Below are 13,782 nucleotides of genomic sequence, written 5' to 3'. Positions count from 1 at the left end.
GGTATGTCCCCAGTACTGGGCAATTCTTTAATCCTGGTATTATTTGCCCTCCCCGCGCAGGCGGGGATCCATGGTCAAATCAGGCTCGGAACCAGCTCCAGGATAGTTTCCCGCCTGCGCGGGAATGACAGACCGGAGTTTTGTTCAGTACAGAGGGGTATGTCAGATCCCATGAGACGGACTGACTGCCGGGTTGGGCTCGCCGTCACTGTCTTCGTCTCTTGCCAGTTGCAGGTTGTCTGGCAATGCTGCGGCCGGGCTGGTGACAGGCAGCACCGGGGAGGCAGGTTCGCTGGCGTCCGGTTTCGCTTTGGATGATTCACTGACCACGCTGATGACGATTAACAGACCGGCGTATATCAGCTGAGCATACAGGCCCAGATCGCACATGGTATCCTGACTGTCTTCCGTGCATTTTTTATGTTCAAAAAGCAACATGGATAATATAACCAGTTTAAACAGCGCGCCAACGCTCAGACCGCTGTGTGCGAGCTTTTCCGCGCTATTGGCATCGGCTACCAGAGCCAGATAGGCTGAGATGAGGAATTGAGCTCCGCTGGTGGGAATAGAGATGATGGGCGTAAAGTAACTGGTCGCGGAACCCAGAACCTCAGCCCCCATGCTGACACGTGTTCCCTTACGCGCGGTTGGGCTTGAAGAAAACGCCCCTTCCTTAACCGCATTAACGATGGGGTTGACGCAGGTATCAAAAAAACCAGCCATGACATTCCTTTTTAAAATAGTACAACAGGGTGCATTATGATACAGTCTCGCGTCAGGAACAAATAATAAAAGAGCGAAATTAAGGCAAGTCGGGATCAAAGGCACAAATCCTGCATGACAGCAAAGAAAATAAAACAGGGGATCGGTAATGAAAAATCTAAGATGGTATTTATCAGCCGTGCTGGCACTGTGTTTTTCAATGCAAATCAGTGCTGCTCCACATCAGAGCTGGGGTCAGTTTGTTTCCGGCGTGCGTACCGAAGCGCTGGAACAAGGCATCTCTCCGGCACTTTTTGACGAGGCTTTTGCCGATATCCACGAACCCAGTCGTCAGGTTAAAGGGCTGGCCCGGTCTCAGCCCGAGCATCGACTGACCTTTAACAGCTATCTGCATTCCCGGGCGGATAATTATCGTATCACCATTGGTCGTAAAAAATACGCTCAGAACAAGGCTCTTCTGGAAGAAATCGGTCAGCGTTTTGGTGTAGATCCCTGTTTTATTGTGTCGTTCTGGGGCATGGAAACCAGTTACGGCAGCTACATGGGCAATTTCCCGGTGATAAAATCGCTGGCAACACTGGCCTATGAGTCCAATCGTCCCGAATTTTTCCGAAAACAACTGTTTATCGCGCTGCACATCCTGAACGATGGCCACGTGTCTCTGGATAAATTCAAAGGCGAGTGGGCTGGCGCATCCGGTCAGCCACAGTTTCTGCCCTCCAGCTGGGTCGAATACGCAATAGATTACGACGGTGACGGGCGTAAAGATATCTGGGAAAGCAAGCCAGACGTGTTTGCATCCATTGCCAACTACATGAAGAAAAACGGCTGGCAGACAGGCGAGCCATGGGCTATTCACGTTAAGTTACCAGCCGGTTTTGATCAAAAGCTGGAAGGGAAAACCATTGTGAAGCCGGTCAGTGAATGGAACGCGATGGGCGTACGCACCGAAAGCGGACAGCCCCTGCCATTCCAAAATCTGCAGGCCAGCATTGTCCAGCCCAACGGTGGCCCTGTGTTTCTTGCCTACCCGAATTACAAGATGATTTTGCGCTATAATAATTCTATCTATTATGCCGGCGCGATTGGTTATATGGCCGACAAAATCTGTAATCGCAGCAAGTAAGATGTGAGGTAGTTGTGGCAACGTATCTGGATAAGACCGCCAGCCTTTCCCCGCTGGCGCGTCGCGTAATCTGCGACAAGGCAACAGAGTATCCTGGGACCGGCTCGTATCAGACCAGGGCCGGTACCGGAACGTATCTGTGTCGACGCTGTGGTCTGGCCTTGTTTCGCGCCAGCAGCCAGTTTCAGTCCGGCTGTGGCTGGCCGAGTTTTGATGACAACATTATTCAGGCTGTACGTCAGGAACCTGATGCGGATGGTCAGCGCACGGAAATTCTCTGTGATCGTTGCGATGCTCACCTGGGGCACGTGTTTACCGGCGAGCACTTTACTCACAATAACCTTCGCCACTGTGTTAACTCCGTGTCCATCGATTTCGTCAATTATGATCAGGTCATGGACAGCGAGGAGGCAATTGTTGCGGGTGGGTGCTTCTGGGGTGTGGAGCATTTTCTCAGCCTGCTCCCGGGGGTGCTCAACGTAGAGGTGGGCTATACCGGCGGTCATGTGCAGGATCCCGGCTATCAACAGGTCTGTCAGGGTAACACCGGTCACTACGAAGCTGCCCGCGTTTTATTTGACAGGCAGGTAACGGATTATCAGAGTGTCCTCCGTCGTTTCTTCGAAATTCACGATCCCACTCAGCGCAGCGGACAGGGGCCTGATATTGGCCCACAATACCAAAGTGCCGTGTTTTGCTACACAGACGAACAGCGAACGATTGCCGGGGACTTGATTCAGCTTTTGCAGAAAAAAGGCTATCCGGTCGCAACAAAACTGCTGGATGTTCAGACTTTCTGGCCGGCAGAAGACTATCATCAGTATTATTACAGCAAGAACAACAGACAGCCCTATTGCCATCGTCCGGTTAAACGCTTCGACTAAAACCTGTTCCTGGAAGGCTGCATGGAATTAATATTTACAACAATTATCCTGATATGCTGTAGGTTGGGCCGTGGCCCAACATGGAATTGGCATCCGGGCTAATTGTTGAGCCAAGGCCTGATGGCACTTACTTAAGCTGTTTCATTCCACGTCCTGCCGGCGTTCTGCTTCATCAGCCTTGCGTTGATTTTCAAGCAGCTGCTGTTCATTCAGCTGAGCCTGCCAGAAGCGGCCGGCCTGCTCTCTGAGCTGCTGGATCTGTCGGAGCAGTTTACCCAGACGCCGGGCCAGCGCAGGCAGCCTGTCTGGACCAAACACAATCACGGCAACGATGGCGATAACCAGCAGTTCACCGCTGCTCATGGCCTGGGCCAGGAAAGTAAAGACAAAGGACGGATATCGCTGAAGGCCATGTTTAACTCCTGTCAGTACGGTTCATAAGTGAAAGAACCCCTCCGGCAATCGCAACAGATAAGGCGGCGATGACCAGATCATGCCTGTTTATTAATTTAAAATGCATTAAAGCGCTGATACTGCCGAAGGCAAGGAACAGGCCAAGACCAAGTCCTCTCAGCCATATTTTTCGCGTAGGCGTGACGGGTCTGGGCGATGTCAGGTATTCTATCTCTCGTGCCTTGATCTCCTTACTTAAGGCCAGCACGTCATACAGCAGGCGAGGCATATGCGGTAACTGCTCCGCAAAAAAAGGCAGGTTTTCACGCAGTTGACGGAAGAATGCCTTTGGCCCCATCTGCTCTTTCAGCCATTTTTCCAAAAACGGTTTTGCTGTGGCCCATAAATCCAGATCGGGATAAAGCTGTCGCCCAAGCCCTTCAACAGCCAGCAGGGTTTTTTGCAGCAAAACCAGCTGAGGCTGTACTTCCATTTGAAAACGACGTGCCACCTGAAAGAGACGCAGCACCACCTGCGCAAAAGAAATATCCTTTAAAGGTCTTTCAAAGATCGGCTCGCAAACGGTGCGAATGGCGCTTTCAAATTCATCCACTCGCGTATCGCGTGCGACCCAGCCCGATTCAACATGCAGCTCGGCTACGCGGCGATAATCGCGACTGAAGAATGCGTAAAGATTTTCAGCCAGATAGCGTTTGTCATTGTCGTTCAGGGTGCCGATGATACCGAAATCGATGCAGATGTACTGTGGATTGTCTGGATGCTCGCTGGAAACGAAGATATTTCCGGGGTGCATGTCAGCATGGAAAAAACAGTCCCGGAACACCTGGGTGAAGAAAATCTCAACACCGCGTTCAGCCAGCAATTTGATGTTGATGCCACGTTCGTTCAACGCTTTAATATCGCCAACGGGTATGCCGTGAATACGCTCCATCACCATGATGTTTGTGCGGGTGTAATCCCAGTAAACCTCCGGAACATACAGTAACTCAGAGTTTTTAAAATTACGTCGCAGCTGACCGGCGTTGGCCGCTTCGCGCTGTAAATCAAGCTCCTCATAAAGGTTATGCTCGAATTCCTTTACAATTTCCTTTGGTTTCAGGCGTTTGCTGTCAGGCCAGTATTTGTCAACCAGACTGGCGATGGTGTGCATGATACTCAAATCCTGGGCAATCAGTTTGCGCATGTTGGGGCGCAGGATCTTCACGACCACGCTTTCGCCGGTTTTGAGTCGGGCGGCGTGAACCTGGGCCATGGAGGCGGACGCCAGTGCCTCGGGATCAAATTCAGCAAAAATATCAAAGGCCGACTTGCCGAAGGCCTCATCGATCGCCGCCAGCGCGATTTCGCTGGGGAAGGGGGGGACTTTGTCCTGTAGTTTGCAAAGCTCCAGTGCAATATCCGCGGGCAGCGCATCCGGCCGTGTAGACAAAGCCTGGCCAAACTTAATAAAAACAGGCCCCAGCTCTTCCAGAGTGATGCGCAGCGCTTCACCACGCGTCAGCGGTTTGCGTCGAAACCAGTTCCATGGGTTGAGATAGACCACGAAACGCAGCAGCGAAAAAAACGGGATGCTGACGATCAGGCTGTCGAGGCCGTTGCGGGCCAGAATAATATTAATCTGGGCCAGACGAATGACTTGTTTAATGTGTTTCATGAGTGGCCGATAACAGGTTAATTTTGGCTTCCAGACGTTCTACATCCATGGCGGTCTGATCGATATCATGGAAAAAATCATCCACTTCTTCGCGTGGTGGAAACAGCCGGGTTTCTTCCTGCAGATAGTTGCTCAGGTTGTTATGCACGCTCTGGCGGATGCGCTGCTGAAAGGCCCGGCCCTGGCGGAAGAGTGAACCGATCTGATGAGCCACGACGTCACCGGTAAAATGCGCCAGATGGCCTTCCCAGTCGATATCCAGCTCATCAATCAGCTGCTTGACCTTCATGCCCAGCACAACATTGCCGCTTATGCGTACGCTGTCATTAAACAGAGAGCGGGCCTGCGAAGCCGGCAGAAAACTGAGACGAATCAGGCCAATGGGGCTGCTGTGTATACGGGTATCTGCTTCGATAGGACTGCTGTCCAGCAGCCTTATCTGACCGTCTTCAAAGCGGATAAAAAAATTGACGTTCAGAGGGCTTATGATCATTTCAACAATTTTGCCCTGCAGCGCGTTTATTTTGTCTGGTGACTGCTCATCCAGTGCCAGAGCAAAGTTCAGAGCCTGTTCCAGAGCTTTCAGGGAGTATTTTTTTAGCATGTCGTTCTCAGTATTTATGAGCGATGTGCAGGGCTACAATGCCACCGCTTAAATTATGATAATGGCAGTCTTCAAAACCCGCCTGCTCTATCATGTTTTTCAATTCGTCCTGGCTGGGATGTTTGCGAATCGATTCGGCCAGGTATTGATAACTGGCGGCGTCCTGGGCAAATAACTGGCCAATTTTGGGCAGCACATTGAAGGAATACCAGTCGTATACGGTTTTAAGACCAGGCAGCACAGGCCTTGAAAATTCTAGCACCATCAACTTTCCACCCGGTTTGCACACGCGAAACATGGAGCGCAGGGCTTCGTCTTTGTCGGTTACGTTGCGCAGGCCAAAGCCCATGGTGATGCAGTCGATACTGTTACTGGTAAAAGGCAGATGCTGAGCATTGGCCTGAACGTAATCGATGTTATCGAGCAGACCTTCATTCAGCAGCCTGTCGCGGCCTACGTTGATCATGGCGGAGTTAATATCTGCCAGGATGACAAGACCTTTAGCCCCCACTCTGCGGCTCAGCAGCCGCGTCAGATCGCCGCTGCCACCGGCCAGATCAAGCACGGTGTGTCCGGGTCTGACCAGACTGGTTTCAACCGTAAAGCGCTTCCACAGATGATGGATGCCCATCGACATCAAATCGTTCATCAGATCGTAGTTTTTCGCCACGGAGTGAAAAACCGCCCCTACTTTTTTTTCCTTTTCGTCCCAGTCTACTGATTCAAAGCCAAAATGGGTTGTTTTCTTTGGATTGCTCATGAATTTATCGATCGTTATCGAGTCTGTGGCTATCTTACCTGATAAAAGCCCGCAGGTGTAGGTTGAAGCTCATACTCGTCAGACCTGGGTCAGGCCGGTCAAGGCCTGCAGATAAGCCTGCTCATCGGGCTGCTGTTGATTCCGCTGAGCCAGCCACAGGCATTCGGCCAGGCAGTCTATCATGGCGTGTTCCGTTGCATGGACGTCGGACTGCCTGCTCAGCAGGGTCTGAAATACCTGGCTGATGCCTGTGGGGCGGTCGGTGACGATCTGCTCACGCAGAGCGAGGTGCAGGCCCATATGCAGGAAGGGATTGGTTTGACCCAGTTCCGGAAACCAGGCCTGATCCATATGCTCCGGTGACTGTTCAAGCAGGGCATGATATTCGGGATGATCCAGAATGACATTAACCAGCTGTTGTTCCAGAGCCTGCAGGACTTGTCCCTGCCGGTATTTTTGCCAGCTGCTGTAAAACATGCTGCGTGTATCGTTTACCTGGTCGCCAAAAAACATGCGTATGTCCTGTTGATTATAAAGCTGGATAAGCCGTGCCGGAGATGAACGTGATACCCTGTCACTGCCGCCCGCAATGACAGGATACCCGGGATGACAAAAACAGGCAGATTAGCTGTTGCTTTCTACGAAGGCAACCAGTTGTGACTTGGACATCAGACCCATTTTCACCGCTTCAACCTGACCGTTTTTATAAAGAATCAGGGTTGGAATACTCATAACGCCATATTTTGCCGGCATTTTGGGGTTTTCATCGATGTTGATTTTGGCAAAACCAATACTGTCGCTGTGACTGGCGGCCACCTCTTCCAGAATGGGTGTCAGAGCGCGGCATGGACCACACCACTCAGCCCAAAAATCTACCAGCACGGGTTTTCCGGAGTTAATGACATCGTCCTCAAAGCTTGAGTCAGTAACGGTTTTAATATGATCACTCATGACGAAACCTCAGTTAATTAATGGAATTCTCCCGACTATTATAGATCACCACATACCGCTTGCAAAACGCTTAATGCCGCAATGGCGGCTGTTTCGGTCCGTAATACTCTCGGACCAAGGCTGAGTGGGGCATAATCCAGCGCCAGCAGGCGATTGATCTCGTCGGTGCTCAGGCCTCCCTCCGGACCGATGACCAGGCCAATATCGGATTCTGTCCACGCGTAGTCTCGCCAGCTTTTTCCGGCTTTGGGGTAGAGGATAAAATTCTGTGTGGGCCGTTCGCTGGCCAGAAAGGCATCCAGGCTCTGAGCCGGGTGGATGCGCGGCACGATGTTTCGCCCAGACTGCTCGCAGGCTGCCACGGCAATCGCCTGCCATTGCTGGTTTTTTTTCTCCATGCGCTCGTCCTGGCGTTTGACTGCACAGCGCTCGGTTATCAGCGGTGTGATGCTGGCCACGCCGAGCTCTACGGCTTTTTGCACCACCAGCTCCATGCGCTCTCCTTTCGAAATGGCCTGCGCCAGATGAATTCGGCGGGGTGATTCCCGATCAACCACCTGCCCGGCGCTAATGGAAACCTCTACTTTTTTCTTATGCACAGCAGAAATGACGGCGCTGAATTCCTGATTATCGCCACGAAACAGGGTCAGTTCATCTCCGACCTGCATGCGTAGCACCACGCCAACGTGCTGGCCGGCGTCTTCGCTCAGCAAAAAGCTGTCGCCGGTCTCGTAGTGTCCTGCCTGATAAATGCGGATAGTTCTCATGGTGTGTGGGTTAATGGTTGCGGGTTCCGGGTGGCGGAGAGTATACTACTGACTTGACCAAACAGCCATTTCTTGCACCAAATCTGGTGTAATCACACAGGAAAAACAGTATGAAAAACGTATACCGCACTCTGTTCATTGCTGCCTCTGCAATGGTTCTCGTTGCCTGCCACACCGTTTCAGGCAGTGAATTACCCTGGTCTGCCATCGGGCATTCTGATACCTCACTGACCGACAGCGTATCTGCCGCGATGATGGCCAACCCACAACTCGCCGGCCTGCCCATTCAGGTGCAAAGCGAAAAAGGCACGGTTCGATTAAGCGGCTATGTTAAAACCATTCGTCAAAGCGATGTTGCCGGTGATGTGGCCAGCCGTGTTGACGGGGTCAAGATGGTTGAAAACAATCTGATTGTTCGTAAATAGTCGCTGTTTCACTGACATCCGGGCGCCCGAACTGTTCACGGCTGTAAGCCACCCGGGCGCTGACCGATTCCTGACCCTGAGCCGCCCGCTGTTCTATGGCTTTGTAACGTAATAATCCGCCCTCGCGATTGGCAATCTGAATATTCAGGCCCGGGCGCGCATTCAGCTCCAGCATCAAAGGCCCATGATCCTTATCGAGAACGATATCAACGCCTAGATAACCTAATCCCGTCAATTCATAGCAGCCGGCCGCGATATTCAGAATTTCATCCCACCACGGCACCTTAATCCCGACTATCGGATTTAATGTGTCTGGATGAAAATCGATAGGGTCATTATGAAACACGCCGCCCAGGGTTTTGCCGTTAGCCATGTTAACACCAACACCAATGGCTCCCTGATGCAGATTAGCCTTGCCACCCGACAGGCGGGTAGGCAGACGCACCATGGCCATGGCAGGGTAGCCCAGCAGGGTAATGATGCGAATATCGGGAATGCCTTCGTAGCTGACTTCCTTAAAAACAGGATCCACGGAAACGCGATGTTCAACAATCGCATAATCGGCATGGCCGCCAAGACTGTAGGCGCCGGATAACAGCGAAGACAGGTGATGCTGTAACTCCTGAGTGGTCACCAGCTTGCCGTTTATCTGACGGTAGCGCCCGAATACCCTGTCCGTAATAACCAGAATGCCATCGCCGCCGGCACCATGCGCCGGTTTGATCACAAAATCCTTATAGGGTTCAAGAATCGATTCAATGTGTTTGATCTGGTGTTCCGTTTCAATCAACTCAAACAGTGTGGGCACAGCAATGCCAGCTGCCATAGCCAGACGTTTGGTTTTAATTTTGTCGTCAACCAGCGGGTACCGTTTGCGCTCATTATAGCGAAGTACGTAATCGCTGTTTCGCTGATTAATGCTTAAAATGCCTTTTTTACGCAGGCGCTGATAGATTCCCAGCATTATTGTTCTCCGGCCAGAGCTTTGAAGCGAAACAGCTCAAACAGGCGATATCCCCGGTATTGACCGAACCAGAGAATCAGACCCAGTAAGACAAGCAACAGTTCAGGAAAGGCAAAAATCAGGTATTCCATGGGCTGCCAGTTCATGGCGCCAAAGGCAATAACCGCCGCAATCAGACTGCCCGCGCCCGACTTAATCGCCTCGCCGGCACCCCGTTCGTCCCAGGTGATGCACATGCGCTCGATGGTCATGGTCAGGATCACCATGGGAAACAGGGCGACCGACAGGCCAGATTCAAGGCCAAGATTCTGACTGATCACGCTGATGAAGATCATCAGCAGAATAACCACCGTCAGAATGGCGGCCAGCCTCGGTACGAGCAGCAGGCGAAGCTGATCGAGGTAAAAGCGCGCCAGCAGGCCAAAGGATACAATGATAACAAACAGGGTAATTCCCCAGACTACGTGCGTTTCACGAAACGCCAGTGCAATCAGAACCGGCATGAAGGTACCAAAGGTTTTCAGGCCGATAAAATTCCGCAGCAGCAGAATGATGAAGGCACCGATAGGGACCGTCAGGAGAATTTTATAGGTTTCCTGGGCATTCACGGGCAATTGCAACAGGGAAAAGCGCAGCATCTGCGAATCAGTCTGCTGGCCACGGGCCTTGGCCATGGTCAGTGCATTAATGGGGGTGGGAGATGCTGTCAGGCTGAAACTCACTTTTTTGCCACCGCCGGTGACATTGTAGAGAGGGTCCGAGCCGTATTGCCAGACCAGAAAATTGGCTGGAAAGCCCGCGCTGCCGGTACGGGGATTGATATAAAACCACTCTGTGCCGTTATATACCGCAAGCAGGCTCTTAAACTCGGTTTTGCTCTGCTTGTTTTGCGACAGATAAATGCCCTTGACCGGCATGGCAAAAATTTTAGCCTGGTTCAATATGGTAATCGCCGCCTGAATCAGGTTCTCATCGCTGAACTCATTACCAATCAACAGCTTGGCGCTTCCATCATGTTTGTTCAGCTCTTTGATGGTGCCCTGAGCAAAGGTTTGAATGTCCGCGGATGACTGTCGCACCTGATTGCTGATGCTGTCCACCGCCGATTTTTGATTTTCTTCCAGGACCTGTACCCGGACGGTTGGCGGTTTAGCCAGATCCAGTTCGTTATTATCGGTTTCACGGAAAATGGCGCGGTAATACAGGGACTGTTCGCCGCTGGCACGTCGCAAAGACCACACTGTTTCGCGGTTGTAACCGTTCAGATTAGTGGTAACGCCATAGTTATGAGAAACAAAATATTCGTCCAGAATGGCAAAATAAGGAGGCATGTAGGGAATGGTGAAGTTGGCTTTTACGGGGATGTTGCGTTCGGCGGTAAAACGCAGATTCGCCTCCACCATCCAGCTGTTGACCGTTTCGGTGTCGGTCAAAGGCACATCCAGCACCAGATGACGATACAGGAACAGGCTCGTGCCAATGATAATCAGCGCGCTGATTAAGCCATATACGTGACGTTTGTTAGACTTCATATTATTCCACGGTGTCAGATTTCAGGGTAAACGTACTGGCTGGATCCACCAGGCCTGAGAATGCCTTGATGGCATCGCGCCCAAGAAGCAATGGGTAGATAAAGCGTTTACGGTTGGTCAGGTTGACCGGAATGGTGCGTTCCATGTCGCCAATCCTGATACGCATGAGCACAACAGGGCGTTTGATGGGCGCAAGATGCGATTTTGTGTTCTCGCCGGCACGTACCTTGATATGGACCTTGCCAATATACTCCGACATAAAGGAAACGTTGCCCTGTTTTCCAGGAACGGTAAAACGCAGATAGGCAACCCCGTCCTTATCGACTTCTTCAATATCGACAGCATTAAGTGAGGCCGATTTGGCGCCGGTATCCAGCTTGGCGGATAAAACCAATCCTTTGTCGACCAGCGTGGCTTTTTCAACGTAACCGTAGATAATTTTATTTTCAGCTGCCATGGAAAATCCTGATAAGAATGAACAGGCCAGAAGGAGTGTTGTACACAGTTTCATCAAAGGGTCTCTTTTTATGCAAGGTAATTTTTGGTGAATTTTAACAGGTTAGTAACATTACGCAAAGCCCACTGCTTATACACCCTTCTTTGTACTGTACAAAAACTCCGGGCCGTCATTCCCGCGCAGGCGGGAATCTATCCAGGAACCGGCCCCGTGCCTGAGTAGTTACGATTAAAAAATTGTCCAGTACAGAGCGCACCCTTATTATTGCATTATTGCGCCCGTTACAGGCTAAATTTTCCTGTTAACTTTTTATAACTTTGTGATATTATTGTAGATGGACTAACTATTATGTAATTTTTTAAAACATTATGAAAGCCATATTGTCATATCGCACGTTTTAGAGTACAATCTGCGGCATCTTAGCTGTTGCATTAGTGACCAAAACTATGACCATGCCTGGCAAGACTGTACCCGACGAGAGTTTTATCGAGTTTGATGCGTTGCATGATAAAAAAACCCAGACTCCACCAGCTCTCTCATACTCCGAACGCCTTGACGCCTACGTCCGCAAACTAGCCAAAAAACTCGATAAAAAAGAATACCTCGCCAGCTCATTCGGACTGGTCGATGGCATGAACATCTCCATCAGTAATCTCCAGAGTATTTTCAGTTACATCTACGCCAACAGCAAATCCGTATCAGCCACCGATGCCCTGCATGACTGGATGATGTCGCCTCTAGGCTTTGCCCTTACAGCAGCGGAGACAGTCACGCTGGTTGCTCTTTCCATCATTGGCAACCGCAAAGACAGCAAAAACAGTCAGGATGACTTTAAACGCAATGTGGCGCTGATGTGGCCTTACATGCGTGATGTCATGAAGGCCTGGAAAAATGGTGGCAAAGGCGTGCGCAGCCTGATCCAGATATCGAATCAGCTGGGTAACGTTAATATTAATTCGCTGATCATGCCGCTCGGAATTGCAGTCGGTGTCCTTGGGGCTGCGAACCGTGTCTGGTATCGGCATATTAAGGATAAACGTAAAAAACAGCTGGAATTACATGCCGCCGTTCTCGCGGACATTGAAAAACTCGATCACATTATGACCGAGGAGGAGCGACTGGGATTCTGGGACAGGGTAAAGGACGAAAAAGGCCTGGCCCGCATGGAGGGTTACACGGCCGCCATCATTGGTGGTGCCGTTGACAGTCTGTACCTGTACCTTGGGCTGCTCGGTCTGGCAAGCCTGGCCGGACCCGTGTTTGTTCCCCTGGCTGTTTTTTGTATCGTGCAAAGTGTCTGCTGCATCATTAACCGTGTGTACGAAGAATACTGCATGCAGCGTGATTTTTTGATTAACCGCGCCGAAATTGATCTGGCAATGTTTATTAACGAACGCGGACCAGCCATTCAGAAATGGTTTGCCCGCTTACAGACCTTGTCCAAAGAGATTTCCGGGGATGTCGATCAGCATTTGAGTGACGAGCAGAGGCAACGGCTGCAGGATGAGTTTGATGAAACAGGTGCCCAGCTGGATAATGAAATCAAGCTGTTCACGGCCAAACGGAATCATCTGTTGTCCTTACAGCCCACGTCTTATCTTGAGGCCATTTTAATTGGTATAAAAAATGGCTTATCAGCCTACAGCGCTTATTCCAGCTCGGTCTTTTTTGTTGCAACCGTTCTTTTGATAGCGTCTGCTCCTTTTCCTCCGGGTCTGGTGATTGCGTCGGTGTCCTTCGGCATTGCGCTGCTGGCTATCTTTGTCGGCCTGGCTGTGATTCAGGCCTATCGTCATCACAAGGAAATGCAGGCCAAAAAAGACTCGCCGGATCTCAAACTGTGCACCATGATGGCTGCGCTGAAAGATCCGGAGCTGGTGCATGCGGTTCGCGTGGAATCGGTTGAAAGCATCATCGGTGATGGTCTGGTGGTTGATCCGTCGCCGCAGTTCTTTTTTCAGGACTGGTTTGAGGTAATACGCCTGGCCTTTTCCGGTCCCGGCAAGGGCAGCAAACTGACAGAATATGCCTTGAATGATTTCCAGCAGCTGGATCATGATACCGGGCATTACCGTGATCCCCTGTTTATGCAGGCGCTGAGTATTGTGCCCGCCATCCTTTGCACGATAGTGTTGTCGCTCAACGGGCTGGTGAAAGGCTTTGGCAAAGACAAGGGCGCCAAAAAAAGCGCGTCCTCAGAGGGTGCTGCCAGCAGAGCCATATTTTACGACGTGTCGGAAAGCCCCTCATTTGGCAACGAAACACCATGCTACAGCCCGTCTGACGACAGTGATGACGACCTGCCGGAGCCACAGCCGGGTGAGTCGTCTGATATTCAAAAGATGCCTCGTGCCAGTTCCATGTCTAATCTGGCCTGCCACCGCAACAGCTTTTTCGCCACCTCCACAGCAACAACCCCGCTACCCAGACGTTCCGCTACACCACAGGTCGCTCTCTCATCAGGATTTCAGCAGGGTCTGCTGCCTGATTGCACTCCTTCCCCTGCGTACTGCGGGTAAGG

The 13,782-nt window shown here is 51.2% G+C and carries 15 protein-coding genes; 4 read left to right on the top strand and 11 right to left on the bottom strand.

Annotated features, from left to right (window positions below; all coding sequences use genetic code 11):
* Positions 1–162: 162 nt before the first annotated feature.
* Positions 163–723, bottom strand: coding sequence for a hypothetical protein (locus ACQUTA_RS02025; protein WP_444986525.1), 561 nt, complete (start codon positions 721–723; stop codon positions 163–165).
* A gap of 199 nt (positions 724–922) precedes the next feature.
* Here ACQUTA_RS02025 and ACQUTA_RS02020 point away from each other — a divergent pair, with 199 nt between their 5' ends.
* On the top strand, positions 923–1,849 hold the full coding sequence (locus tag ACQUTA_RS02020; protein WP_444986660.1) for a lytic murein transglycosylase: 927 nt from the start codon (positions 923–925) through the stop codon (positions 1,847–1,849).
* A 14-nt stretch (positions 1,850–1,863) separates the two neighbouring features.
* Positions 1,864–2,733 carry a bifunctional methionine sulfoxide reductase B/A protein gene (locus tag ACQUTA_RS02015; protein WP_444986524.1) on the top strand — a complete coding sequence of 290 codons (870 nt, stop codon included), beginning with the start codon at positions 1,864–1,866 and terminating at the stop codon, positions 2,731–2,733.
* 141 nt (positions 2,734–2,874) lie between these two features.
* On the opposite strand, the gene ACQUTA_RS02010 is transcribed toward ACQUTA_RS02015, so the two are convergent.
* From ACQUTA_RS02010 to ACQUTA_RS01980, 7 genes are all read right to left on the bottom strand, one after another.
* Entirely contained in the window at positions 2,875–3,096 is a 222-nt protein-coding gene (locus ACQUTA_RS02010) for a Sec-independent protein translocase subunit TatA/TatB (protein ID WP_444986523.1), read from the bottom strand.
* Between the two features lie 52 nt (positions 3,097–3,148).
* Positions 3,149–4,801, bottom strand: a complete 1,653-nt coding sequence (gene ubiB / locus ACQUTA_RS02005; protein ID WP_444986522.1) for a ubiquinone biosynthesis regulatory protein kinase UbiB — start codon at positions 4,799–4,801, stop codon at positions 3,149–3,151.
* Complete coding sequence (locus ACQUTA_RS02000; protein ID WP_444986521.1) at positions 4,788–5,405, bottom strand: ubiquinone biosynthesis accessory factor UbiJ; 618 nt, start codon at positions 5,403–5,405, stop codon at positions 4,788–4,790. The genes ubiB and ACQUTA_RS02000 overlap by 14 nt, the downstream gene beginning before the upstream one ends.
* 7 nt (positions 5,406–5,412) lie before the next feature.
* Positions 5,413–6,165: a bifunctional demethylmenaquinone methyltransferase/2-methoxy-6-polyprenyl-1,4-benzoquinol methylase UbiE gene (gene ubiE / locus ACQUTA_RS01995; protein ID WP_444986520.1), complete on the bottom strand. Its 753-nt coding sequence runs from the start codon at positions 6,163–6,165 to the stop codon at positions 5,413–5,415.
* Between the two features lie 78 nt (positions 6,166–6,243).
* On the bottom strand, positions 6,244–6,678 hold the full coding sequence (locus ACQUTA_RS01990; protein ID WP_444986519.1) for a DUF1841 family protein: 435 nt from the start codon (positions 6,676–6,678) through the stop codon (positions 6,244–6,246).
* 111 nt (positions 6,679–6,789) lie between these two features.
* Complete coding sequence (trxA, locus tag ACQUTA_RS01985; RefSeq protein WP_444986518.1) at positions 6,790–7,116, bottom strand: thioredoxin; 327 nt, start codon at positions 7,114–7,116, stop codon at positions 6,790–6,792.
* A 38-nt stretch (positions 7,117–7,154) separates the two neighbouring features.
* Positions 7,155–7,883 carry a 16S rRNA (uracil(1498)-N(3))-methyltransferase gene (locus tag ACQUTA_RS01980; protein WP_444986517.1) on the bottom strand — a complete coding sequence of 243 codons (729 nt, stop codon included), beginning with the start codon at positions 7,881–7,883 and terminating at the stop codon, positions 7,155–7,157.
* A 110-nt stretch (positions 7,884–7,993) separates the two neighbouring features.
* Here ACQUTA_RS01980 and ACQUTA_RS01975 point away from each other — a divergent pair, with 110 nt between their 5' ends.
* Positions 7,994–8,308 carry a BON domain-containing protein gene (locus tag ACQUTA_RS01975; protein WP_444986516.1) on the top strand — a complete coding sequence of 105 codons (315 nt, stop codon included), beginning with the start codon at positions 7,994–7,996 and terminating at the stop codon, positions 8,306–8,308.
* Here the strand turns inward: ACQUTA_RS01975 and ACQUTA_RS01970 are convergent.
* From ACQUTA_RS01970 to ACQUTA_RS01960, 3 genes are read right to left on the bottom strand one after another with little or no spacing between them, the layout of a single operon-like run.
* Positions 8,271–9,272 (bottom strand): alpha-L-glutamate ligase-like protein, encoded by a 1,002-nt coding sequence (locus ACQUTA_RS01970; RefSeq protein WP_444986515.1) that lies wholly within the window; start codon positions 9,270–9,272, stop codon positions 8,271–8,273. The genes ACQUTA_RS01975 and ACQUTA_RS01970 overlap by 38 nt on opposite strands.
* Positions 9,272–10,804, bottom strand: a complete 1,533-nt coding sequence (locus tag ACQUTA_RS01965) for an inactive transglutaminase family protein (protein WP_444986514.1) — start codon at positions 10,802–10,804, stop codon at positions 9,272–9,274. Before ACQUTA_RS01965 ends, ACQUTA_RS01970 begins: the two co-directional genes overlap by 1 nt.
* 1 nt (position 10,805) lies before the next feature.
* Positions 10,806–11,261: an ATP-dependent zinc protease family protein gene (locus tag ACQUTA_RS01960; protein ID WP_444986513.1), complete on the bottom strand. Its 456-nt coding sequence runs from the start codon at positions 11,259–11,261 to the stop codon at positions 10,806–10,808.
* A gap of 434 nt (positions 11,262–11,695) precedes the next feature.
* Here ACQUTA_RS01960 and ACQUTA_RS01955 point away from each other — a divergent pair, with 434 nt between their 5' ends.
* Positions 11,696–13,780 carry a hypothetical protein gene (locus tag ACQUTA_RS01955; protein ID WP_444986512.1) on the top strand — a complete coding sequence of 695 codons (2,085 nt, stop codon included), beginning with the start codon at positions 11,696–11,698 and terminating at the stop codon, positions 13,778–13,780.
* The last annotated feature ends 2 nt before the right edge of the window (positions 13,781–13,782 follow it).

Source organism: Legionella navarrensis (assembly GCF_052527415.1).
This window is presented reverse-complemented; position numbering and strand designations above follow the sequence as displayed.